Below are 22,605 nucleotides of genomic sequence, written 5' to 3'. Positions count from 1 at the left end.
CACGCGACAGGGCGGCTCGCCAGGTACCGAACCGCGCCATACCCCACACCTACACCCGCGGTGACGACCGAGCCAGCCGGACACCGACGGGACGCAGGCGCCCCGGGCCGACGGCGTGCCGCCCCGGGACGCGACGCGCGCCCCATCCAGGCGGGGTTCCCCATGGGCGCACCCGGGCAGATCATCGACTTCGCACACCCTGGCGTCCCGGGGCATGATCGCTGGGCCGGGCGTACGCCTCGCCTGCGCGGATACGGCGGCCGGGCCCCGGACTACCGACACCGCACCACGGTCTCAGCTGAATTCTCCCGAACACGGGGAGCCCTTCAGCGTTACGGCAGCCGCCAGTCCACGGGCTGCCCGCCCTGGCGCACCAGCAGGTCGTTGGCGCGGCTGAACGGGCGGGAGCCGAAGAAGCCGCTGGACGCGGAGTACGGGCTGGGGTGCGGCGATTCGATGCTGGGCACCTGGCCGAGCCACGGCCGCAGTTCGCGGGCGTCGCGGCCCCAGAGGATCGCCACCAGCGGGCCGCCGCGGCCGGCGAGGGCCTTGATGGCCTGCTCGGTGACGGCCTCCCAGCCCTTGCCGCGGTGGCCGTTGGTCTTGCGGGTCTGGGTGGTCAGCGCCCGGTTGAGCAGCAGGACGCCCTGGTTCGCCCACGGCGTCAGGTCGCCGTTGGACGGCGGCGGGAAGCCGAGGTCGTTGCTGTACTCCTGGTAGATGTTGACCAGGCTCGGCGGTATCGGACGCACCTCCGGCGCGACCGAGAAGCTCAGGCCGACGGCGTGCCCCGGCGTCGGGTACGGGTCCTGGCCGACGATCAGCACCCGAACGTCCGCGAACGGCTGCTGGAACGCCCGCAGCACCTGCGGGCCCGGCGGCAAGTAGGTGCGGCCGGCGGCGAGTTCGCCGCGCAGGAAGTCCCCCATCGCGGCGACCTGCGGGGCGACCGGCGCGAGGGCCTGGGCCCAGCCGGATTCAACGATTTCGTGCAAGGGTCGAGCAGCCATGGCGAAAGCCTATCGGCCGCACCGACAACGCCAGTTCACGAGGTCGGGCGCACCCACCGCGGGGCCTCGTCGTCGGGTTCGTCGGGGCCGGCGAAGTGGAACGGCACCCGGAGCTGCCGCGCCACCGCGACGCCGATCCGCTCCGCGGCCACCGCGATGTGCGGCCTCCCGTCGATCCGCTCGTCGGAGCCCAGGTAGCGCTTGGCGGTGCTCCAGTCCACGAACGCGAGCTGGTGCTCGGCCTCCTCGCCGATCGCCAGCAGCCGCACGACCCAGTCGTGCACGGTGTCACCGTCCCAGACCGCCTCGACAACCAGGATCCGGTCACAGATGCCTGCCGCCCGCCAGGACAGGGACTCGGGGTCCACTGGGCTCTCGGGGGTCCGGGCGACCCGGTCGCCGTAGTGCCGGTAGCGGTCCCCGACGATCAGCTGCGCGGCGCCGACACCGACGCCGAAGCGGCGGAATCCCACGTCCACCAGGACGCTGATCGCCGCCATGCTGCTGTCCTGGAGCACGTAGCCGTCCACCTGCTGCCGGATTCCCTCGGGCAGGGACGCCCAGAAGGCCTCGCGTTCGGGCTGGCGCATCACCACCACGTCACACCACGGCACCGTTGAGCACGATGTGCCGCGGCGCGCCCAGTACCCGCAGGTCCGCGCGCGGGTCGGCGTCGTAGACCACCAGGTCGGCGGGGGCGCCCTCGGTGAGGCCGGGGCGGCCGAGCCACTCGCGGGCGGACCAGGTGGCGGCGGCGAGGGCCTCGGTGGGGCTGAGCCCGGCCCTGGTCAGCTCCAGGGCCTCCTCGCCGACCAGGCCGTGGGCGAGCGAGCCGCCCGCGTCGGTGCCCACGTAGATCGGGATGCCGGCGTCGTGGGCGGCCGCGACGGTCGCGTAGCGGTTCTCGTGCAGGCGGCGCATGTGCGCGGACCACTGCGGGAACTTGCTCTCGCCGCCGTCCGCGAGGGTCGGGAAGGTGGCGATGTTGACCAGGGTCGGGACGATCGCCACGCCGCGTTCGGCGAAGGCGGGGATCAGTTCCTCGGTGAGGCCGGTGGCGTGCTCGACGCAGTCGATGCCGGCGGCCAGCAGGTCGGGCAGCGATTCGGTGGCGAAGCAGTGCGCGGTGACGCGGGCACCCTCGGCGTGCGCGGCGGCGATCGCCTCGGTGAGCGCGTCGCCGGGCCAGCAGGCGGCGAGGTCGCCGGCGCCGCGGTCGATCCAGTCGCCGACCAGCTTGACCCAGCCGTCGCCGCGCCGGGCCTCGGCGGCGACGTACGCGGCGAGGTCGCCGGGCTCGATCTCGTGCGCGTAGTTGCGGATGTAGCGGCGGGTGCGGGCGATGTGCCGCCCGGCCCGGATGATCTTCGGCAGGTCGGCGCGGTCGTCGATCCACCGGGTGTCGGCGGCGGAACCGGCGTCGCGGATCAGCAGGGTGCCGGCGTCCCGGTCGGTGAGGGCCTGCTTCTCGCTGGTGGCCCGGTCGACGGCGCCGTGCGCGTCCAGGCCGACGTGGCAGTGGGCGTCCACCAGGCCGGGCAGCGCCCAGCCGGTGAGGGTGGCGGCGGGTTCGGCCGCGGGCCGCTCGAAGGTCACCCGGCCGTCCACCGCCCAGAGTTCGTCCCGGACGTCCTCCGGCCCGACCAGTACCCGGCCCTTGATGTGCAGCACCCCACCGTCTGTCATGCCTGGCACTGTACTCGGCACCGGTGCGGGGGCACCGGGCGATCTGCGGCACACTGTTCGACGGCGGCCCCGGTGCCGCCACGGCGGTCCTCGTGCCGCCACGGCGAACCCCTCCGTTGCCCGAAAGGCCTGCCCGCATGCTGCTCGACCTTCCCCCGATGACCGCCGACCGGTTCGCCGCGATCGAGGACAAGGTGGCGGCGCTGCTGCACACCGAGGCCGATGTGATCGTCACCCAGGGCGAGGCGCTGCTGCCCCTGGAGGCGGCGATCAAGGGCGCGGCGCACCCGGGTTCGACCGCGCTGAACGTGATCACCGGCCCGTACGGCCAGACCTTCGGCGGCTGGCTGCGCGACGCGGGCGCCAAGGTGATCGACCTGGCCGCGCCGTTCGACGCCGCCGTCACCGCCGAGCAGGTCGCGGACGCGCTGCGCGCCGCCCCGGAGATCGGCTTCGTCTCCCTGGTGCACGCCGAGGCCGCCACCGGCAACACCAACCCGGTCGCCGAGATCGCCGCCGTGGTGCGCGAGCACGGCGCGCTGCTGATGCTGGACGCGGTGGCCTCGGTGGCCGCCGAGCCGCTGCTGACCGACGCCTGGGGCATCGACCTGTGCGTGATCGGCGGCCAGAAGGCGATGGGCGGCCCGGCCGGCGTCTCGGCCGTCTCGGTCAGCGAGCGGGCCTGGCAGCGGATCGAGGCCAACCCGGCCGCGCCCCGCCGCTCCTACCTCTCGCTGCTCGACTGGAAGGCCCGCTGGACCGACGCCGGCCGCACCCAACTGCCGCACGCCCCCGCCCAGTTGGAGATGCTCGCGCTGGAGGAGTGCCTGGACGCGATCGCCGCCGAGACCCTCGACGCGGTGATCGCCCGCCACCGCGCCGCAGCCGCCGCCACCCGCGCGGGCGCCATCGCCCTCGGCACCCTCACCCCCTTCGTCCGCCTCGCCGAGCACGCCGCCCCGGTCGCCACCACCCTGCGCACCGCCGACGGCCTCAACGCCACCGACCTCGCCGCCGAACTCCGCCGGCACGCCCCGCAGTTGCCCCTCCAGGCCGGCGGCGGCCCGCTCGCCACCACCATGCTCCGCCTCAACCACTACGGCCCGGCCGCCACCCCCGAAACGGTCATCGCCGCCCTCGAAGCCCTCGCCCAGGCCACCAACGTCTCCGCCGCGGCGGCGGTGGCGGCGGCCACCGAGGCCTGGGATCAGGCGATCTGACGCCTCGTCAGACTTCGAAGGACGGAAGCGCCTCGCACACCGCGTCCAGCGCTTCCTCGTCCAAGGCCCGGACGGCCAGCCAGGCGCCCTCCTGGAGCATCAGCAGGGCGTCCGGCCGGGCGAAGAACCGGGTGTCCACGCCGGGCGTGGACGTGCGGCAGTTCCGTCCAGCCGGTCAGTCGGTTCGGATCGACCTCTCCCCCGCCCACGTATGCGCTGTCGTCGAACAGCGTCTCGGAGAGCACTGGGCAGGTCGCGGACCAGGTCGAGGGTCATGGCCTGCACGCCGGCCCACGGCACGGACAGGGTTCGGCTCCCGGTGGCCGACCGTTCACCGGCCGGGCAACCGGCGGACGCAAGCGGGCATTTGGCTGAGCAGCCCCGCGAAGTTGTCTGTACAACCGGAGGCTGCTCCCATGTCCGTCCCCAACCCTTACTGGCTGCGCGACAACTGTCCGTGCACCGAATGCCGCAACCCCCGCAGCGGGCAGAAGCGGTTCCACATCGGCGACCTGCCGGACGGCCTGACCGCCACCGAAGCGACCCAGGACGAACGCGGGCTGAGCGTACTGTGGTCCGACGGCCACCGCTCCTTCCACCCGGCCGGCTGGGACGCGCCCGACCAGGACGGCGACCACCGCACCGAGCACGGCAAGCGCCTGTGGGAGGCCGCCGACTTCGCCCGCGGCCTGCCCGAGGCCGACTGGCCGGCCTACCTGGCCGACCCGGAGGAGAAGATCGCCGTCCTCTCCGCCGTCCGCCGCTCCGGCTTCGCGGTGCTCCGCGGCGTCCCGGTCGAGGAGCGCCAAGTCCTCGCCGTGGCACGGAGTTTCGGGTACGTCCGGGACACCAACTACGGCGAGCTGTTCGACGTCCGGGTGGAGCCCGACGCGGTGAACTTCGCGTTCACCGACGCCGCCATCGCCCCGCACACCGACAACCCGTACCGCGACCCCGTCCCCACCCTCCAACTGCTGCACTGCCTGCGCAACGACGCCGCCGGCGGCGACTCCGGCCTGGTGGACGGCTTCCGCGCGGCCGCCCTGCTGCGCGAGGAGGACCCGGAGGCCTTCGCGCTGCTCGCCCGCACCCCCGTGCCGTTCCGCTACCGGGACCGCACCGCCGACCTGGCCGCCGAACTGCCGATGATCGGGCTCGACCCGCGCGGCGCAATCCGCGAGATCCGCTTCAACAACCGCTCCATCGACACCCTGCGCACGCTCCACGGCGCGGAGCTCGATGCCTTCTACGCCGCATACCGCCGCTTCGCGGCGATCACCCTCCGCCCCGAGCTCCGGCTCGAGTTCCGGCTCGGCCCGGGCGACTGCCTGATCTTCGACAACACCCGCCTGCTGCACGCCCGCACCGCCTTCGAAGGGGCCGGCGGCCGCCACCTCCAGGGCTGCTACGCCGACCTCGACTCGCTCTCCTCCACCCTCTCGGTGCTGCGCCGCAACCTCGCCGTCCTCGACGAGCTGGAGGCCCTGTTCGCGGGCGAGGGCTCCGGCGAGTACCTCGGCGAGGCCGTCACCATGGCCGAACACATGCTCCAGGCAGGCGAGTTGGCCCGCACCGCAGGCGCCCCGCCGGCCCTGGTGGCCGCCGCGCTGCTCCACGACATCGGCCACTTCCACGGCAGCGGCCTGGAGTTGATGGCCGGCACCGACAACCGCCACGGCGAGACGGCCGCCGGCTGGCTCTCCCGCTGTTTCCCCGCCACCGTCACCGAGCCCGTCCGCCTGCACGTCCCGGCCAAGCGCTACCTCTGCACCACCGAACCCGACTACTTCGCCGAGCTCTCCCCCGCCTCCGTCCACACCCTCGGCCTGCAGGGCGGCCCGATGACCCCCGAGGAGGCCGAGGCCTTCGCCGCCCACCCCTCCGCCGCCGACGCGGTCGCCGTCCGCCGCTGGGACGAAGCCGCGAAGGACCCTGCGGCTGCCAACACCCCGGCGTTCGCCGAATTCCGACCGCTGCTCCTGGAATTGATGAGCTGAGGCGGCGCTGTCAACCCCGACCATCGTCAGGGGTGCCGCTTGACTTTCGGGCCGGGCGGAACAGGGTCCCCGACTCCTACCGTCCGGACCATGACGTACACGCACAGGAAATCCAGGGCAGGGGCCGCCGCCAGGCCCGTCCTCGCCGCGACCGTGCTCGGCGCGGGGGCCGGGGTGGTGGCCCTGCTGGCACCGGCGCAGGACGGCGGGACGGGGCCGGTGCGGGTGTCGGCCGGGTGGTCGGCCGACGGCTACCGGCGGGTGGTGGAGGCCGTCGGCGACACCCCGCACGCGGTGGCCTCGCTGCCGGCGCCGGCCACCGAGGCCGGGCTGCTGGTGCTGGGGCTGCTGCTGACGTTCTGCTGGTGGACGGCCCGGGCCCGCCGGGCCGCCGGGGCGGTCGCGGGAGTGGCGCTGGTCGGGCTCGGCACGGTGCTGGCCTACGGGGCGAGCGAGGTCCTGAAGGTGTTCCTCGACGAGGAACGGCCCTGCCGGGCACTGGCCGCACTGCCCGGCACGGCCGTCGCCGACTGCCCGCCGCCGGGCGACTGGTCGTTCCCCAGCAACCACGCCACCCTGGCGGTCGCGCTGGCGACGGGGCTGGTGCTGCTGCGCCCGCGCTGGGCGCTGCTCGCCGTCCCCGTCGGCGGGGCCACGGCCGCGCTGCGGGTGGCGGCCGGGGTGCACTACCCGCACGACGTGCTCGCCGGTGCCGCGCTCGGCGGCACCGTCACGGCGGCCGTGGTGCTCACGCTGCGTCCGGCGGTCACCCGCGCCGTGTCGGCCCTGACCGGGGTGCCGGTCCTCGGGTGGCTGCTGTCGGCGCCACCCGCCCCCGGCACGGCTTCAGTCCCGTGGACCGCCCGCGCAGCCCGCGCCGAGGGTCAGCCCGGCTTCGTGGGCGAGGACGGCGGCCGCCGCCCGGTTGGCCACCCCCAGTCGCGCCAGGATGGAACTCACATGGGCCTTCACGGTGCCTTCGACCACTCCCAGCCGGCGGGCGATCCGGCCGTTGGACAGTCCGGCCGCGACCAGCGTCAGCACCTCCCGTTCCCGGGCGGTCAGGGCGGCCACCTGTTCCCGGGCCCCGGCGCGCCGGCCGGCGGGGCCGCCGGCCCCGGTGGCGGCCAGGTGGGCGACCACCCGGGCGGCCACCTTGGGTGAGAGGTAGGCCGCCCCGCCCGCCACCGCGTGCACCCCGGCGAGCAGTTCCTCGGGCTCGCCGGACTTGATCAGGAAGCCGTTCGCACCGCCGCTGAGCGCGCGCAGGATGTAGTCGTCCTCCCCGAAGGTGGTCAGCATCAGCAGCCCGGTGGTCAGGCCGCCCCGGCGGATCTCGGCGGCGGCCGCGATGCCGTCCGTCCCCGGCATCCGGATGTCCAGCACGGCGACGTCCGGCCGGTGACGCCGCACCAGTTCGACGGCCTCCCGGCCGTCCCCGGCCTCGGCGACGATCTCGATGCCCGGGTCGGTGGCGAGCACGGCGCGCAGCCCCGCGCGGATCATCGGCTCGTCGTCGGCGAGCAGCACCCGGATCGGTGCGGTGGTCATCGTCTGCTCCTGTCGGTCTTTCGATCGGGACGGTGGCGGGCGGTCAGGAGGCGAGCACGTCGCGCGAGACCAGCCGGGAGTCCTGGAAGCACAGCCGGTACGCATCGCCCGCCCGGTCCACGAACAGCTGGGCGGTGATGGCGTAGTGCACGCACGAAACGCCCTCCCCGGACGGCGGCGCGGGCGTCGAGGGCCCGCCCGGCGGCCGGTACGGCAACCGGTGGCCGGGCAGCACCCGCTCGACCGAGGCCTGATCCTGCCCCACCTGGAGGGTGGCGTACACCTCCGGGTCCAGCACCGACAGGCTGACCACGTACAGCGTCCACACCCGCAGCGCCACGGTCAGCAGGACGGCCGTCGCCAGCGGGACGAGCACCACGGCAGCCAGCGTCCGGCCGACCTTGCGCCGGGCCCGCCGCAGTTCACGCACCGGCGACGGCAGGGCGGCGGGCCCCGCCGGAACGGGCCCGGCGGGACGGCGCGGCAGCTCGGCCACCACCTCGAACCCGCCGTCCGTCCCCGGCCCGTACGCGAAACTGCCGCCGGCCAGCCGCACCCGCTCGGCCAGCCCGACCAGGCCCCGCCCGCCACCGGCCGCCGACGGCACTCCGGGGGCGCCGCCGTTGGCCACCCTGAGCCGGGCACCCTCGGCCGTGTACGCCACCTCCACGACGACGGCCGCCCCCGGGGCGTGCTTGGCGGCGTTGGTCAGCGCCTCCTGCACCACCCGGTACGCGGCATGCTCGGCGGCCCGCGGAAGCCCGTCCGGCCCACCGGTGATCTCCGAACGGACGTCCAGGCCGGCGGCGGCCGCTTCCGCCACCAGGTGCGGAATGTCCGAGTCGGCCGGTCCGCGGGCCGCGTCGCCCTCCTCCCCGGCGCGCAGAACGCCGATCACCTCACCGAGCCGATCGACGGCGGCGGCCGCACCCGCCCGGATCTCCTGCACTGCCTCCCGGTGGGGCCGAGCCAGGTCGGGGGCGAGCTTGAGCACCCCGGCGCGCAGCGCGATCAGGCTGAGATCGTGCCCGAGGGCGTCGTGCATGTCCTGCGCGATCCGGGCCCGCTCCCGCAACCGGGCCTGCTCGGCGACCAACTGCTGCTCCCGCTCCAGCCGCTCCGCCCGCTCCCACCCCGCCCGCACCAACTCCTGCGACTGCCGCCAGAACCGCCCCAACAACCACGGCCCCATCCCGGTGCACACGGCCAGCACGACGAACCGCAGCCCCAGCAGGATCCAGGACGGCACCGCCCCGACCACCAGCACCCCACCCGCCACCAGCACGGCGAACACCACCGCCGCCGGCCGCACCCGCTCCGTCCGCAGCCCCGCCAGAAACGACAACCCGACCGCCGGCAGCACCCACCACAGGCTCGTCACACCCAGCCCGACACACCCCGCCGCCCCCACCGGCAGCGCCGCCCCACTCATCCGCATGCCCACGACCCTACGGCGACCGCCCCCACCGGCGAATCTGCCGAAAGTCATGCCCCAGCCACCAGCCGACCGAGAACTGCACAACGGCCTGCTCGCCCTCGCCCCGCATCGTCCTGGAGCCGGTGCTGCCCGTCACTCCCGTTCCTGGTCGATCCCTGCCGCCAGCTCGAACCGGACCACCTTGCCGACCGCCTTGCGGGACGTTCCCCAGCGGTCGGCGAACCGGCTGACCAGCAGCAGGCCGCGGCCGCTGTCCGCGTACGGATCGTCGTCGTTCAGGGACGGGAGTTCGTGGTCGTCGTCGCTGACCTCGACCAACAGCCGGTCGGTGCGGACCAGTTGAGCGAGATCCGCAGGGCCTGGAACAACTGCCCCAGGAAGGCCGTGAAGGCGGCGGCTTCCGGCTCGCCGCCCTGCGGTTCGAGTGTCATGGGCTCCCCTCCCCGGCCGTTGCCGGGAAGTGGCAACCCGTTGCGCCTGGTGCAACCCTCGACCTGCGTCGAAGACTAGGAGAAACCCTCAACCCCCCGCAGCGAAAGGCGCATTGATGTTCACCGCAGTCGTCCGACAGCTGGCCGCCGGCCAGCGCGCAGTGGTCGTGGCCCTGGCCCTGCTGCCCGTGGTTCTGGTGACCACGGCCTGCCTGCCCGCCGTCCTGCTGCTGCCCGCCTTCCCGGGCGGCGTCCGCCGCGTGTCGACCCTGCTCACCCTGCTCCGCCGCTGGACGGACACCGTCCTGTCCCGGAGCTAGCGCTACTCGACCGGCGCCCCCGGCGACGTGCTCCGCCGCGGCAGCCGGACAGCCACCAGGTCGCCGGTCAGTCGGTCAGTGCCGCCGTCAGGTCGATCTCCACCAGCTGCCCGGTGTAGCCGAGCGCGGTGACCCCCAGCAGCGTGCTGGCGGTGGCGAACGCGGGGGCCAGCGGACCGGCCTGCAGGTGGTCCCAGGCGGCTGCCAGCACCTCGCTGCGGTCGCTCACCACGTAGATCACCGAACGGACCACCCGCTCCGGGCCGACCCCGACAGCGGCGAGCGCGACGAGCGAGTTGGCCACCACCTGGTCGATCTGGGCGAACAGGTCGCCCTCGCCGACCAGCACGTCCTCGCGGTCCATCGGGCACTGCCCGGCCAGGTGCGCGGTGCGCCCGGCCTCGACGACGGTGATGTGGGCGTAGCCGCCGGTGGGGTGCAGCTCGGCGGGGCTGATGCGGGTGATCTCGGTCATCCCCGGATGGTGCACCGCGAAGCCGACCGGACGCACCCGAATTTCAGTCGTTCTCCCGCGCGTGCCGCGAAAGCGCCGAGGACGCGAGCGAGTTGTGGATGGAGAACGCCACCGTCCCGGGCAGGTACCGGTCCTGTGACCACTCCACCGGCGTGCCGGTGGGGTCCGTGGTCCGCCGCTTCTCGCGCAGCAGCGGGCTGCCCCGCCGGCAGCCGAGCAGCCGGGCGTCGTCCGCGTTGGCGCCGATCACGTCGATGGTGTGGTCGGCGTCGCTGAACAGGATGCCGTGTTCGCGCAGCGGTTCGGTGTGCGAGACGGCGTCGGGCGGCAGTTGGGCGACGAGTTCGCCGACCCGGGGCGGGTAGACGGTGCGTTCGACCATGACGGGGGTGCCGGAGAGGGTGCGCAGCCGGAGCATCGCGTAGACCTCGGTGCCGGGTTCGAGGCGCAGTTGTTCGCGTTCGGCGGCGTCGGCGGGGCGGCGGACGATGGATTCCAGTCGGCCGCCGGGTTCTTCGCCCATGGAGCGGGCCCAGTGGGTGAAGGAGAGCAGTTCGGAGAAGGACTGGACGCGGGCGCTGCCGAGGACGACCCGGCGGGTGCCGCGGCGGGAGGTGACCAGTCCGTCGGCGCGCAGCAGGGCGAGGGCCTGCCGGACGGTGCCGCGGGAGACGCCGTACTGCTCGGCGAGGGCGCCCTCCGCGGGGAGTCGGCCGGCGTCGCCGAACGAGCCGGAGGTGATCGCTTCGCGCAGGTCGGCGGCCACCTTGCGGTAGAGCGAGCCGGCGGCGCTGTCCTGGTCGGATGCCACGTGCGTCGATTTCCCTTGGCTGGTAAGGAGATTGGGCCGTGTCCGCGCTGTGATCGCGCGTACACCATTGACTGTAGCCGCTGCTGTCGCACCGCCCCACGCGGGGCGCGACCGTTCCGACAGCCGCCCCCTGCGCTGGGCCGTCCGTTCACTTTCCCGTCACCGGCCTCGGGCGTACTTAGCTCGGGCGACGGAAGTTGGCTGGCCAACTTGGGCCAGGACCGACACCGCGCCACGCATCGAACACCTCTCGTGATCTCTGCAGCTCCCCTTCCTCCAGGAGACCCTCCCGTGACCGTGCACCGCCACCGCGCCGCCGCCCTCGCGGCCGTGCTGACCGCTGCCGCGCTCTCCCTCTCCGCCTGCGGTTCCGCCGGCCAGGCCGCCAAGTCCGGTGACGCCAAGGGCGGTTCGGGCAACGCCAAGACCGCCACCTCGCTGGCCGACTTCGGCGGCATGGACGGCCTGGTGGCCGCCGCGAAGAAGGAGGGCAAGCTGCACGTCATCACCCTCCCGCGCGACTGGGCCAACTACGGCAAGCTGATGGACGGCTTCAAGGCGAAGTACGGCATCGAGATCGAGGACGAGAACCCGGACGGCTCCAGCCAGGACGAGATCAACGCGGTCAAGTCCCGCAAGGGCCAGGACCGCGCGCCCGACACGCTCGACCTGGGCTCGGCGTTCGCGCTGTCCGCCGCCAAGGAGGGCCTCCTCGCCCCGTACAAGGTCGCGAACTTCGACAAGATCCCGGACACCATGAAGGACCCGGCCGGTCTGCGGGTCAACGACTACGGCGGCTACATCTCGATCGGCTGCGACGCCAAGAAGGTCGCCAACTGCCCGAAGACCTTCGCCGACCTGCTCAAGCCCGAGTACAAGGGCCAGGTCGCGCTGAACGGCAACCCGACCAAGTCCGGTTCGGCGTTCGGCGGCGTGTACGCGGCCGCGCTCGCCAACGGCGGTTCGCTGGACAACATCCAGCCCGGCATCGACTTCTTCGCCAAGCTGAAGCAGTCCGGCAACTTCAACGCGGTCGAGTCCACCCCCGCCACCGTCGAGAAGGGCGAGACCCCGATCTCGATCGACTGGTCGTACCTGAACGCCGGCTACACCGACGAGTTCAAGGGCAAGGGCCTCGACTGGCAGGTGACCGTCCCCACCGACGGCTCCTACGCCCAGTTCTACAACCAGGCCATCAACAAGGACGCCCCGCACCCGGCGGCCGCCCGCCTGTGGATGGAGTACCTGTACTCGGCCGAGGGCCAGAACGGCTTCCTGGGCGGCTACGCCACCCCGGCGCTGTTCGACGCCATGAAGAAGGACGGCACCCTGGACACCGCCGCCGCGGCCAAGCTGCCGGCCATCGAGAAGCCGTTCACCACCTTCCCCACCTCGGAGCAGATCGACGCGGCCAAGAAGGTCGTGACCGAGAACTGGGCCAAGGCGATCCAGGGCTGATCGACCGACATGACCACGGCTCCCACCCCGGTGCCGGTCCCGGCCGCCGCTGACCTCAGCGGCGGCCCGGGGGCCGCCGACGCCGCCACGACACCCCACACCCCCTCGGACTCCACCCCGTCGCCCGCCGGGCGCCGCCTGCTGCGCGGCAAGGCCTGGCTGGCCACCGTCCCGCTGCTGGTGTTCTTCCTGATCGGCTTCGGCCTGCCGGCCGTCGCCATCGTCACCGGCGCGTTCACCGTCTCCAGCGACGCGGAGACCGGCGCGGGCTCGTTCACCACCGCCAACCTCACCGAGTCGGTGCAGGGCGCGTACTGGACCGCGCTGCTCTCCAGCGTGAAGCTGTCCGCGCTGACCGCGCTGCTCGGCACCGTCCTGGGCGTGCCGATCGCCCAGGCGGTCCTCACCTCCCGTTTCCGGATGCTGCGCGAGGCGGTGCTGACCGCCTCCGGCGTACTCGCCAACTTCGGTGGCCTGCCGCTGGCGTTCGCGTTCGTCGCCACCCTCGGCAACGCCGGTGAGGTGACCAAGATGTTCCACCTGACCGACCACGGCTGGTCGCTGTACAGCTTCACCGGCCTGACCGTCGTCTACCTGTACTTCCTGGTGCCGCTGATGGTGCTCACCATCACCCCCGCGCTGGAGGGCCTGCGGGTCCAGTGGCGCGAGGCCGCCCAGAACAACCGGGCCACCAGCCTCCAGTACTGGCGGCACGTCGCCCTGCCGATCCTGTTCCCGTCGCTGCTCGGCGGCTTCGTGCTGCTGTTCGGCTCTGCGTTCGCCGCGTACGCCACCGCCGCCGCGATGGTCGGCGCCACCGTGCCGCTGATCAGCCGTCAGATCGCGGACGCGCTGTCCGGCAACGTGCTGGTCGGCCAGGGCAACCTGGCGCTGGCACTCAGCCTGGACATGATCATCGTCGCCGTCCTGGTGATGGCCGTCTACCTGCCCCTCCAGCGCCGGAGTGCACGATGGCTCAGCTGATCTCCCGTCTGCGGGTCTGGCGCGGGGCGGTCCTGCTGCTGGCCGGCCTGTACTTCCTGATCCCGATGGCCGCCTCGGTGTGGTTCTCCATCGACGACCGGAACGGCATCTCCTTCGACGCCTACACCGGCCTGCTGTCCGCCCCGGGCTTCACCGACAGCCTGGTGCTCACCCTGGAACTCGCCGCGGTCACCGTGGTGGTGCTGCTGCTCCTGCTGGTGCCCGCGATGATCGCGGTCCGGCTCGGCTCGCCGAAGCTCCGCCCGCTGCTCGAAGTGGTCTGCACCCTGCCGCTGGTGGTGCCGCCGGTCGCGCTGACCGCCGGCCTGATCGGCGTGCTCCGCTGGGGCCCGGACCACCTGATGGACACCCCGTTCTTCCAGACCTTCGTGTTCATCCAGCAGCCGCAGTTCCCGCTGGTCCTGGTGATCGCCTACGTCCTGATGGCCCTGCCGCTGGCCTACCGCGCCCTGGACTCCGGCCTGCGCGCCGTGGACGTGCGCACCCTGGTCGAGGCCGCCCGCAACTGCGGCGCGAGCTGGCCGCGGGCCGTCGTCCAGGTGATCCTCCCGAACCTGCGCGGCGCGCTGCTGAACGCCTCCTTCCTCACCCTGGCCCTGGTCCTCGGCGAGTTCACCACCGCCTCGATCCTCGGCTACCAGCCCTTCGCCGTGTGGATCTACTCGGTCGGCAACAGCCAGGGCCAGATGTCCGTCGCGGTGTCCGTACTCAGCCTGCTGATCACCTGGGTGCTGCTGCTCCTGCTGGCCGCCGCCGGCCGCGAGCGCCGCCACAAGACCGCCACCGCCTCCTGAGCCTCCCCGGAGACCACCACCCCATGAGCACCGCCACCGCCGCCCCCACCGCAGGCACCACCACCAGCGCCACCGTCGAATTCCGCTCGCTGCGGCGGCAGTTCGGCACCACCACCGCCCTCGACGGACTCGACCTGACGGTCAACCCGGGCGAACTCCTCGCCCTGCTCGGCCCGTCCGGCTGCGGCAAGACCACCGCGCTGCGCATCCTCGCCGGGTTCGAGACCCACGACTCCGGCGAGGTGCTGGTCGACGGCGAGGACATCACCCGGATCCCCGCCCACAAGCGCGACGCCGGCATGGTGTTCCAGTCCTACAGCCTCTTCCCGCACCTCACCGCCGCCGACAACGTCGCCTTCGGCCTGCGCATGCGCGGCGCCGCCAAGGCCGAACGCCGCAGGCGCGCCCACGAGTTGCTCGAACTGGTCGGCCTCCCGCAGCGCGCGGACCACTACCCGCACCAGATGTCCGGCGGTCAGCAGCAGCGCATCGCCCTCGCCCGCGCACTCGCCCTCCAGCCGCGCGTCCTCCTCCTCGACGAGCCGCTCTCCGCCCTCGACGCCAAGGTCCGCCTCGCCCTGCGCGAGGAGATCCGCCGCCTCCAGCAGGAACTCGGCATCACCACCCTGTTCGTCACCCACGACCAGGAGGAGGCCCTCTCGATGGCCGACCGCGTCGCCGTCCTGCGCGCCGGCCGGCTCGAACAGTGCGCCACGCCCTCCGAGCTGTACTCCCGGCCGGCCACCGCGTTCGTCGCGGAGTTCGTCGGCACCATGAGCCGCATCCCGTGCGTGCGCACGGCCGACGGCCAGGTCGAGGTCCTCGGCCGCCGCCACCCCGTGGACGGCACCCTCCCCGCCGCCGGCGAGCTGCACGTCCTGGTCCGCCCCGAGAACGTCGGCCTCACCCCCGCGACGGACGGCCCCGCCCAGGTGATCGCCGCCTCCTTCCTCGGCGCCGTCACCCGCCTCACCGTCCGCCTCCCCGACGGCACCGAAATCAAGTCCGACCTCCCCACCGAAACCGCCACCACCCTCCCCCTCGGCACCCACGCCACCCTCACCCTCCCCACCCGCCCCGTCCTCGTAGACCGCGCGTCCTGACGGCCGGTCGGGGCACGGAGGAAGAGGCTGCTGGCACGCGGCTGCCAGGTCGCACCCGTCCGCTTCGCGCAGGATCGCCGACCCGTCGACCCGCCGCTCAATCTCGCCCGCTCTGAACTTCCGCGCCCCGCCAGGGGCGCGTGGGGGCACCTCCCGGCCCGCCAGGGCTGGGGGAGAACTGCGCGGAGCGGAAGGCAACGAGCCCCAAGCCGCCCGCCCACTGCCACTTGCACCCCGCGTCGCCCTCCCCGCCCACAGCCACTCGCGCCCCGCGCCACGCAGCCCTCTCGTCGGCGCCCGACATGCCCACGTAAGGTACCGCCATGCCTGCATCCCACCCCGCCGCCGTCCTGTTCGACATGGACGGCACCCTGGTCGACACCGAGCACCTCTGGTGGCAGGCCGCAGCGGAACTCGCCGCCGAGCTCGGCCTCACCCTCACCGACGCCGACCTCCCGGACGTCCTCGGCCAGGCCGTCGAGCACACCGCCGCCCACCTGCACCGGGCGAGCCGCACCTCCCGCCCCGAGTCCGAACTCGTCGAGCACCTGAACCACGCCTTCGCCGCCAAGGTCGAGGCCGAGATCGTCCCCCGCCCGGGCGCCCTCGCCCTGCTCGCCGCGCTCCGCGACGCGCGGATCCCCGCCGCCCTGGTCTCCGCCTCCCCGCGCCGCGTCGTCGATCTCGTCCTGGGCGCTCTCGGCCCGCACTGGTTCGCCACCACGCTCGCCGCCGAGGACACCCCCCGCACCAAGCCCGCCCCGGACCCGTACCTGGCCGCCGCCGACCGTCTCGGTCTCGCCCCGGCCGCCTGCGTCGCCGTCGAGGACACCCCGACCGGTGTCGCCTCCGCGCACGCCGCCGGCTGCGCCGTCCTCGCGGTGCCGTCCACCGTCCCGATCCCGGCCGCCGACGGCATCACGGTGCTGGACAGCCTGGTCCACGCGGACCTCGGCTTCCTCGCTTCCCTCAGCGCCGCCCCGGCGTCCTGATGCCGTACCTGCTGCTCGCCCTCGCGATAGCCGGCGAGGTCTGCGCGACCAGCCTGCTCAAACTCACCGACGGCTTCTCCCGCCTGTGGCCCAGCCTGGCCGTCGCCGTCGGCTACGTGCTGTCGTTCCTCCTGCTGGGCCGCGCCCTCAGGCACATCCCGGTCTCCGTCGCCTACGCCGTCTGGTCCGGCGCGGGCACGGCCGCCGTGGCGGCCATAGGCGCCACCTTCTTCGGCGAGTCCCTGGGCCGTCTCCAGTGGTGCGGCATCGCCCTGGTGATCGCCGGCGTGATCCTGCTCAACCTGCGCTCCACGCACTGACCTGCCCGAACCCGATTGACCTCCGCACCACGGCTCGGCCAGCATCCCGTCATGCCCCTGCCCGCCGCCCTCGCCCGCGCCGACGCCGACCTCGCGGCGGGCCGCGTCCCGATGGCCCGGCGGCGGCTGCGCAGCCTGGTGTCGAACCACCCGACCGACCTGACGGCGCGCCACCGCCTGGCCGCCGTGTACCGCCTGCACGGCGAGCCGGCCGAGGCGGGCCGCTGGAACTACCTGGACGAGTCGCTCACCACGGACGAACTCCTCGCCTTCGAGCGCCGGTTCCACACCCCGGCCCGGCGGCTGTCCGTCCTGCGCTGGCCCGACCCGGCACACAACCCGCCGCCGACCCCGCTCGCCCGCCGCCGCCTCGCCGCCCTGCACCGCCAGGCCACCGGCACCCCGCCGACCTGGCCCGACCACCCGGACGACGCGGCGACAACGGGCCCGCCCCGCCCGCCGCGCCCGATGCCGCCCCAGCTCCAACGGCGGCCGCCCCAACCGCAGTTCGCCCCGCACCGACCCGAGATGCCGATGCGTGTCGCCGCGTTCCGCCTGGCGCTGTTCGTCGCCTGCGGCGCAGCCCTGATCGTCCTGGTGTTCCGCTGAGCACCCCGCGGCGGTCGAAGGAACCCGCCCGGCGGACCGACAACACCCGTGCCCGGCGGCCCGGTTGACGCCCCACCCGCCACACTGGGGTATCTCCCCCAACCGACCACTTGGCCTGAACTCGCCTACCCCGTCCGCTACTTGAGCGAATCGCGCAGCGTGTCCACCCGGTTCGCGGAGGCGGTGAACCCGTCGCGGTCGAGGTCCCCGGCGTCCAGCGCGCCCGCCAGCGCCGCGGCCGCCTGGTCGCCCTGGGCGACGTCGCGCGCGGAGCACAGGATCAGATCGACGCCGGCCGAGGCCACGGCCAGCGCCCGCTTGCCGGTGCTGCCGACGGGGTCGAGTGCCTTGGCCTCCAGCGCGTCGGTGATGGTGACGCCCTGGTAGTTCAGCCGCCCCCGCAGCTCGTCGCGGACGATCGGGCCCGACATCCCGGCGGGGGTGCCGGGGTCGAGGGCGGGATAGACCGCCCAGGAGAGCATCACCAGTTTGACGTCTGCGGCGACCGCGTCCTGGTAGGGGCGTTCGTCGACGGTGCGCAGCTGGTTCAGCGGAACCGTGAGGGTGACGGGCTCCTCGTCGGTGTTCGCCCCGGCGGGGGCGCTGCCGAGGCCCGGGAAGTGCTTGGCGGTGGCGGCGACGCCCGCGCCCTGCTGGGCCTTGATGAACGCGGAGCCGAGCTTGCCGACGACCACCGGGTCGCTGCTGTACGAGCGCTGGGCGCTGTCGGCGAAGTCTCCGGGGGTGCGGAAGACGTCGAGCACGGGCGCCAGGTTGAGGTTGAGTCCGAAGCCGGCGAGCGTCGCGGCGGCCTGGCCGCCGGTGGCGGTGGCGGCGGCGGTCGGGTCGGCGGCCCGGCCTACGTCCTTCGCGGACTGCGCGGGCCCGCCGGGCAGTCGCCGGACCAGGCCGCCTTCCTGGTCGGTCATCAGCAGCAGCGGCCGGGGGTGCGGGGCCTGCTGTTCGGCCTGCCGCAGCTGGCTGACGGCGGTGCGCAGGACGGCCGGGTCGGTGCCGACGTTCTCGGCGAAGAAGATCACTCCGGCGACCCGGCCTTCGCGGATGCGTTGCAGCAGCGCGGCGGGCGGGGTGGTGCCGGGGTAGGAGTAGACGATCCGCTGCCCGGCGAGGTCGGCGGCGCCCGCCGAAGGCGCCGAGGTCGGCGACGGCGACGGGCTGGACGGCGACGGCGACGGGCTGGACGGCGACGGCGACGGGCTGGCCGGCTGCTCGCTCGTGGCCGGCTCGGCGCTGCTGGTCGTGGGGCTGGGGGACGGGCTGTTGCCGGGGGATCCGCAGCCGGCGGCCAGCGCCAGGCCGAGCGTGAGCAGGCCGACCGACCTCAATGAGAGCGACATACCGTCAGATAAGCACGCGAACTGTCACCGGGCCAGCCCACGGGCGGCCCCGGGACGTCGCCCCGGGGCCGCTGAGCAGGACGTCAGCCGCGCAGCACCGCCGGCAGTTCGGCGATCGAGCCGAGCACATGGGTGGCGCCGTCGGCGCGCAGCCGGGCCTCGTCGTGGGCGCCGGTGAGCACGCCCGCCACCACGGCCGCGCCGGCCCGGGTGCCGGTGAGCATGTCGTAGCCGGTGTCGCCGGCCACCGCGATCTGCCGGACCGAGTCGGTGCGGGTGCGCAGCAGCGCGGTGAGCACCATGTCGGGGTAGGGACGGCCACGGCCCGCGTCGGCCGGGCACAGCGTCAGGTCGGCGAGGGACTGCCAGCCGAGGGCGGCCAGGATGCGGTCCTGGGTGGTGCGGGAGAAACCGGTGGTGAGGACCACCTTCCGGCCATGGCCGCGCAGTTCGGCGATCGCCTCGGCGGCGCCGGGCAGCGCCTCGCAGCGGCCCTGGTCGACCAGGTTCTCGTAGCCGGCCTCGAAGGCCAGGTTGGCGGCCCGGGCGCGGTCCTCGTCGCCGAACAGGTGACGGAAGACCGAGATCTTGGACTCGCCCATGGTGGCGCGTACGTGCGCCAGCATGCCGGCGTGTTCGGGGCTGCCGGGCTCGACACCCTGCGAGCGGGCGGCGGCGTCGAAGGCGAGCTCCACCAGGCCGTCGTCGGCGACGGTGGTGCCGGCCATGTCGAGCACCACCAGGGTCACATCGTGCGTGGTCATGTTCTGCCTCTGCGATCGAAGGTGTCAGAGCCCGGCGAGGTCGGCGGTGGTCTCGGCGATGGCGGGCGAGCAGGTCATGCCGCGGCCGCCGGGGCCGGTGACCAGCCAGGTGCCTTCGGCGACCTGCTGGCGGTGCACCACCCGGGTGCTGTCCAGGCACTGGGCGTAGACGCCGGCCCAGCGGCGGCGGATCTTCGGCAGCGGTCGGCCGAGCAGCGCCTCGCCGACGGCGGCGAGGTGCTCGTACGGGTCCTCGACCACGTCGAAGCCGAACGGCTGGTCGTACTCGTGGGTGTCGCCGATGGTGAGGCCGCCGTCCTTGCGCTGGACCATCAGCAGCTGCATCTTGTGCTCGGCGGCGACCGGCGGCTGCGGCTGGGCGGCGCGCAGCGCGTCCAGCTCGGGGCCGGCGAAGGCGGGGTAGTAGCGGAACGAGTCGCCGTCGGCGACCGAGGTGGTGAGCGTCTCGCCCAGCGGGTCGGTCTGCATCATCTGCAGGCGCACCCGGCGCACCGGCAGGTCGGGGGCGAGTTCGCGGACCAGGCCGCCGAGCCAGGCGCCGGTGCACAGGATCACCTGGTCGCCCTGGTGCAGCTGTCCGTGGTCGTCGCGGACGGCGGCGGCGCCCACCACCTCGCGGACCTCGCGTCCGGGCCGGAAGGTGTAGCGGCCGGTGGCCTCCAGCGCGGCGCGCAGCGCGGGCTGGGCGATCCGGGACTCGACGGCGCCGTCCCGGGTGCAGTGCAGGCCGCCGAGGAAGGTGCCGCGCAGCGCCGGGTTGACGGCCCGGACCTGGTCGGCGTCCAGCAGCCGGTAGCCGCGGGCGGCGGCGTCGGGCAGTTTCACGGCGGCTTCGGCGACGGCGAGTTCGGCCTCGGTGCGGGCCAGGGTGAGCGAGCCGTTGGGGCGGAACCACAGGCCGGGGACGCGGGCGCCGATCTGCTCCCAGAGTTCGCGGGCGCGCAGCGCGACCTCGAGTTCCTCGCCGGCGGCGCGTCCGCTGACCCAGACCAGTCCGAAGTTGCGGACGGACGCGCCGCGGGCCTCGGCCTCGCGCTCGATGTGGACGACCTCGTGGCCGCGCTCGACGGCCTGCCAGGCGTGCATGGTGCCCAGCACGCCTGCTCCTACGACGATTACCTTCATGCGGACAGGCTCGGGCCGCGAGGTGGCCGCAGGTCGTCCGGCTCCCGTCGGGCGGGTGAACCGCCCGCGAGAGTTGTCCATACAACCTGCGAGGGGTCAGGCCGCTCCGGCGCCGAGGACGGGGCCGAGCGGGCCGGTGCGCAGGCGGTCCACCAGCGGTGCCGCCCGTCCGGCGAGCGCCGCCAGCGGGAGCGCCACCAGGACGCCGACCAGCGCGGCCACGGCCACGTCGTGCGGGTAGTGCGCGCCGACCCAGACCCGGGAGGCACCCATCAGCACGGCGGCGAGCAGGCCGATCCAGCCGAGCCGGCGGTCGGCGTACCAGAGCGCGGTGGCGGCGGCGAACGCGATCACCGTGTGGTTGCTGGGGAACGACCAGTCGCCGGGCGGCGGGCAGGCCTCGATGGTGAAGCTGCCCGGGATCTGCTGGCAGGGCCGGTTCTCCTCGACCATCCCCTTGAAGACCGAGTTGACCAGGTACGCGCCGACCACGATCAGCGGCGAGGCCAGCACCCGGGCCATCACCACCGAATCGGCACCCCGGGCCCGCCACCAGCCCCACACCATCAGCAGCGCGAACACCGCGAGGCCGTACGCGGACCATTCCTTGGTCAGCTGGTCGAACCAGTGCGGCGCGGACTCGGCCCACCCGGTGACCCGGGTGTAGAGGCTGCCGTCGATCCCGCTGCCGTCGTAGGCGAGCAGGTGGGCGGGGGGATGAACGTTCGGAGTCACAGGGACAACATGTACCAGAACGGACGCGGCGTGCGGCGAGCTCGCGGTTCCGAGGAACACTGACTGGGGCAAGGCTGGCGGACCTCCCGTTACCTTGGGGGGTCCAATTCCGGACCACCCCCTGGCGTCTACAGTGGTGTAGACGTCGATCGACAGGACTGTAGACGAACGCCGGAGGTTCGCGCGACATGACGGACACGACCGCCCGTCGGCCGGCGGGGGAGCTCGAAGCCCAGGTGCTCGCCGTCCTCTGGGCCGCCGGCACCCCGCTCACCCCGCAGCAGGTGCAGGACGCGCTCGACGCCGACCTGGCCCGCACCACCATCGCCACCATCCTGGCCAGGCTGCACGAGAAGGGCACCGTCGCCCGCACCAAGACGGGCCGGGCCTTCGCCTACACCCCGACCGTCCAGGACGCCGACGGCCTCGCCGCCCGCCGGATGCGCACCGAACTCGACCGCGGCCGCGACCGCTCCACCGTGCTCGCCCGCTTCGTCTCCGACCTGTCCGGCGAGGACGAACGGCTGCTCCGCGAGCTGCTCGGGGAGCAACCGTGACCTGGGCCGTCTGGATCCCGCTGCTGCTGCCGCTGCTCGCCGCCCCGCTGGCCCGCCGGCTCACCGAGCAGCTCGCCCCGCGCACCGCCGCACTCACCCTGGCCGCCACCGCCGCCGTCCTCGGCACCGCCGCACTGGGCTCGCTCGGCCTGCTCACCGTCACCGGCCTGCTGCACCTGCCGTACGCCGCCACGCTCGCCCACTTCTCCCCCGCCGCCCACCTGCCCGACGCACTGTCCGGGACGCAGTGGGCACCCGCCGCGGCCGCCGCCGCACTCGCCCTGCTGGTGATCGGCGCACTCGCCGCCCGCACCGCCCACCACCAGCTCGCCGACCTGCGCCGCGCCCGCCGCGCCACCGGCGACACCCCCACCGGCCGGCCCGAGTGGCTGCGCCCCACCACCACCGGCGCCCGCACCGGCCGGCCCGACCGGCCGCGCCGCACCGGCCCGCGCGAGTGGCTGCGCCGCACCGGCCCGGCCGCCGCCGCGCTCACCGTGCTCGACGACGACCGCGCCGACGCCTACGCGCTGCCCGGCCGTCCGCCCCGGATCGTCGCCACCACCGGCATGCTGGCCGCGCTCAGCGCCCCCGAGCGGGCCGCGCTGCTCGCCCACGAACGCGCCCACCTGGCCGGCCGCCACCACCTGCTGCTGGCCGCCGCCGAGTACGCCGCCGCCTGCCACCCGGCGCTGCGGCCGCTGCGCGGCGCGCTCGGCTACCACCTGGAGCGCTGGGCCGACGAGTGCGCCGCCGCCGAGGTCGGCGACCGGGCGCTCACCGCCCGGGCGATCGGCCGGGCCGCGCTGGCCGCCTCCCGCGCGC

Annotated in this window: 26 protein-coding genes and 1 pseudogene; 13 read left to right on the top strand and 14 right to left on the bottom strand. The window is 74.0% G+C overall.

Translation table 11 applies throughout. The features are described from left to right. Positions 1-332: 332 nt before the first annotated feature. From ACFV18_RS22805 to ACFV18_RS22795, 3 genes are read right to left on the bottom strand one after another with little or no spacing between them, the layout of a single operon-like run. Entirely contained in the window at positions 333-1,010 is a 678-nt protein-coding gene (locus ACFV18_RS22805; RefSeq protein WP_380485968.1) for a uracil-DNA glycosylase, read from the bottom strand. A gap of 35 nt (positions 1,011-1,045) precedes the next feature. Further along, the gene (locus tag ACFV18_RS22800; protein WP_380485966.1) at positions 1,046-1,600 is read right to left on the bottom strand and encodes a hypothetical protein; all 555 of its coding nucleotides are present in this window, start codon (positions 1,598-1,600) and stop codon (positions 1,046-1,048) included. Positions 1,601-1,610: 10 nt separating this feature from the next. Beyond that, entirely contained in the window at positions 1,611-2,696 is a 1,086-nt protein-coding gene (locus ACFV18_RS22795) for an amidohydrolase family protein (RefSeq protein WP_380485964.1), read from the bottom strand. Between the two features lie 137 nt (positions 2,697-2,833). Here ACFV18_RS22795 and ACFV18_RS22790 point away from each other — a divergent pair, with 137 nt between their 5' ends. Continuing rightward, the gene (locus ACFV18_RS22790) at positions 2,834-3,916 is read left to right on the top strand and encodes a pyridoxal-phosphate-dependent aminotransferase family protein (protein ID WP_380485962.1); all 1,083 of its coding nucleotides are present in this window, start codon (positions 2,834-2,836) and stop codon (positions 3,914-3,916) included. A 7-nt stretch (positions 3,917-3,923) separates the two neighbouring features. Here the strand turns inward: ACFV18_RS22790 and ACFV18_RS22785 are convergent, their stop codons facing one another. Next, complete coding sequence (locus ACFV18_RS22785; RefSeq protein ID WP_380485960.1) at positions 3,924-4,055, bottom strand: hypothetical protein; 132 nt, start codon at positions 4,053-4,055, stop codon at positions 3,924-3,926. Between the two features lie 277 nt (positions 4,056-4,332). Here ACFV18_RS22785 and ACFV18_RS22780 point away from each other — a divergent pair, with 277 nt between their 5' ends. Further along, entirely contained in the window at positions 4,333-5,913 is a 1,581-nt protein-coding gene (locus ACFV18_RS22780; RefSeq protein ID WP_380485959.1) for a TauD/TfdA family dioxygenase, read from the top strand. 251 nt (positions 5,914-6,164) lie between these two features. Here ACFV18_RS22780 and ACFV18_RS22775 read toward each other — a convergent pair whose 3' ends face one another. Next, entirely contained in the window at positions 6,165-6,344 is a 180-nt protein-coding gene (locus tag ACFV18_RS22775; RefSeq protein WP_380486178.1) for a hypothetical protein, read from the bottom strand. Here ACFV18_RS22775 and ACFV18_RS22770 point away from each other — a divergent pair. Continuing rightward, a pseudogene (locus ACFV18_RS22770) lies at positions 6,322-6,606 on the top strand (phosphatase PAP2 family protein); the annotation flags it as partial. The gene ACFV18_RS22775 and the pseudogene ACFV18_RS22770 sit on opposite strands and share 23 nt — an antisense overlap. A 153-nt stretch (positions 6,607-6,759) precedes the next feature. On the opposite strand, the gene ACFV18_RS22765 reads toward ACFV18_RS22770, so the two are convergent. The 3 genes from ACFV18_RS22765 to ACFV18_RS22755 form a co-directional block, all read right to left on the bottom strand. Continuing rightward, complete coding sequence (locus tag ACFV18_RS22765; protein ID WP_380485957.1) at positions 6,760-7,464, bottom strand: response regulator; 705 nt, start codon at positions 7,462-7,464, stop codon at positions 6,760-6,762. Positions 7,465-7,507: 43 nt separating this feature from the next. Continuing rightward, on the bottom strand, positions 7,508-8,902 hold the full coding sequence (locus ACFV18_RS22760) for a sensor histidine kinase (protein WP_380485955.1): 1,395 nt from the start codon (positions 8,900-8,902) through the stop codon (positions 7,508-7,510). A 132-nt stretch (positions 8,903-9,034) separates the two neighbouring features. Beyond that, on the bottom strand, positions 9,035-9,220 hold the full coding sequence (locus tag ACFV18_RS22755; protein ID WP_380485953.1) for an ATP-binding protein: 186 nt from the start codon (positions 9,218-9,220) through the stop codon (positions 9,035-9,037). A gap of 229 nt (positions 9,221-9,449) precedes the next feature. On the opposite strand from ACFV18_RS22755, the gene ACFV18_RS22750 reads away from it, so the two are divergent. Continuing rightward, positions 9,450-9,653, top strand: coding sequence for a hypothetical protein (locus tag ACFV18_RS22750; RefSeq protein ID WP_380485952.1), 204 nt, complete (start codon positions 9,450-9,452; stop codon positions 9,651-9,653). 67 nt (positions 9,654-9,720) lie between these two features. Here ACFV18_RS22750 and ACFV18_RS22745 read toward each other — a convergent pair whose 3' ends face one another. Further along, on the bottom strand, positions 9,721-10,128 hold the full coding sequence (locus ACFV18_RS22745; protein ID WP_380485950.1) for a RidA family protein: 408 nt from the start codon (positions 10,126-10,128) through the stop codon (positions 9,721-9,723). A 43-nt stretch (positions 10,129-10,171) separates the two neighbouring features. Beyond that, complete coding sequence (locus ACFV18_RS22740; RefSeq protein ID WP_380485948.1) at positions 10,172-10,939, bottom strand: GntR family transcriptional regulator; 768 nt, start codon at positions 10,937-10,939, stop codon at positions 10,172-10,174. Between the two features lie 291 nt (positions 10,940-11,230). On the opposite strand from ACFV18_RS22740, the gene ACFV18_RS22735 reads away from it, so the two are divergent. The 7 genes from ACFV18_RS22735 (at position 11,231) to ACFV18_RS22705 (ending at position 17,220) form a co-directional block, all read left to right on the top strand. Next, a complete protein-coding gene (locus tag ACFV18_RS22735; protein WP_380485947.1) occupies positions 11,231-12,397 on the top strand; it encodes an ABC transporter substrate-binding protein in 1,167 nt (388 codons plus the stop codon). Between the two features lie 9 nt (positions 12,398-12,406). Beyond that, entirely contained in the window at positions 12,407-13,381 is a 975-nt protein-coding gene (locus tag ACFV18_RS22730) for an ABC transporter permease (protein WP_380485945.1), read from the top strand. Then, complete coding sequence (locus ACFV18_RS22725; RefSeq protein WP_380485944.1) at positions 13,369-14,196, top strand: ABC transporter permease; 828 nt, start codon at positions 13,369-13,371, stop codon at positions 14,194-14,196. The genes ACFV18_RS22730 and ACFV18_RS22725 overlap by 13 nt, the downstream gene beginning before the upstream one ends. A 23-nt stretch (positions 14,197-14,219) precedes the next feature. Beyond that, positions 14,220-15,299, top strand: coding sequence for an ABC transporter ATP-binding protein (locus tag ACFV18_RS22720; RefSeq protein ID WP_380485942.1), 1,080 nt, complete (start codon positions 14,220-14,222; stop codon positions 15,297-15,299). 323 nt (positions 15,300-15,622) lie between these two features. Next, the gene (locus ACFV18_RS22715; protein WP_380485940.1) at positions 15,623-16,291 is read left to right on the top strand and encodes an HAD family hydrolase; all 669 of its coding nucleotides are present in this window, start codon (positions 15,623-15,625) and stop codon (positions 16,289-16,291) included. Further along, a complete protein-coding gene (locus tag ACFV18_RS22710; RefSeq protein ID WP_380485938.1) occupies positions 16,291-16,611 on the top strand; it encodes a DMT family transporter in 321 nt (106 codons plus the stop codon). The genes ACFV18_RS22715 and ACFV18_RS22710 overlap by 1 nt, the downstream gene beginning before the upstream one ends. A 51-nt stretch (positions 16,612-16,662) precedes the next feature. Then, positions 16,663-17,220: a DUF6584 family protein gene (locus ACFV18_RS22705; protein ID WP_380485936.1), complete on the top strand. Its 558-nt coding sequence runs from the start codon at positions 16,663-16,665 to the stop codon at positions 17,218-17,220. A 137-nt stretch (positions 17,221-17,357) separates the two neighbouring features. Here ACFV18_RS22705 and ACFV18_RS22700 read toward each other — a convergent pair whose 3' ends face one another. From ACFV18_RS22700 to ACFV18_RS22685, 4 genes are all read right to left on the bottom strand, one after another. Then, the gene (locus tag ACFV18_RS22700) at positions 17,358-18,578 is read right to left on the bottom strand and encodes a glycoside hydrolase family 3 N-terminal domain-containing protein (protein WP_380485934.1); all 1,221 of its coding nucleotides are present in this window, start codon (positions 18,576-18,578) and stop codon (positions 17,358-17,360) included. 83 nt (positions 18,579-18,661) lie between these two features. Further along, the gene (locus ACFV18_RS22695) at positions 18,662-19,342 is read right to left on the bottom strand and encodes a phosphonatase-like hydrolase (RefSeq protein WP_380485932.1); all 681 of its coding nucleotides are present in this window, start codon (positions 19,340-19,342) and stop codon (positions 18,662-18,664) included. A 24-nt stretch (positions 19,343-19,366) separates the two neighbouring features. Then, on the bottom strand, positions 19,367-20,488 hold the full coding sequence (locus ACFV18_RS22690; protein ID WP_380485931.1) for a TIGR03364 family FAD-dependent oxidoreductase: 1,122 nt from the start codon (positions 20,486-20,488) through the stop codon (positions 19,367-19,369). A 96-nt stretch (positions 20,489-20,584) separates the two neighbouring features. After that, entirely contained in the window at positions 20,585-21,223 is a 639-nt protein-coding gene (locus ACFV18_RS22685; protein ID WP_380485929.1) for a phosphatase PAP2 family protein, read from the bottom strand. Positions 21,224-21,411: 188 nt separating this feature from the next. On the opposite strand from ACFV18_RS22685, the gene ACFV18_RS22680 reads away from it, so the two are divergent. Both ACFV18_RS22680 and ACFV18_RS22675 read left to right on the top strand, forming a co-directional pair. Further along, on the top strand, positions 21,412-21,780 hold the full coding sequence (locus ACFV18_RS22680; protein ID WP_380485927.1) for a BlaI/MecI/CopY family transcriptional regulator: 369 nt from the start codon (positions 21,412-21,414) through the stop codon (positions 21,778-21,780). Next, positions 21,777-22,605, top strand: an 829-nt coding sequence (locus tag ACFV18_RS22675) for a M56 family metallopeptidase (protein WP_380485926.1), incomplete at its 3' end; no start/stop codon positions are given. The genes ACFV18_RS22680 and ACFV18_RS22675, both read left to right, overlap by 4 nt.

The organism is Kitasatospora sp. NPDC059673 (assembly GCF_042734215.1).
Lineage (GTDB): Bacteria > Actinomycetota > Actinomycetes > Streptomycetales > Streptomycetaceae > Kitasatospora.
This window is presented reverse-complemented; position numbering and strand designations above follow the sequence as displayed.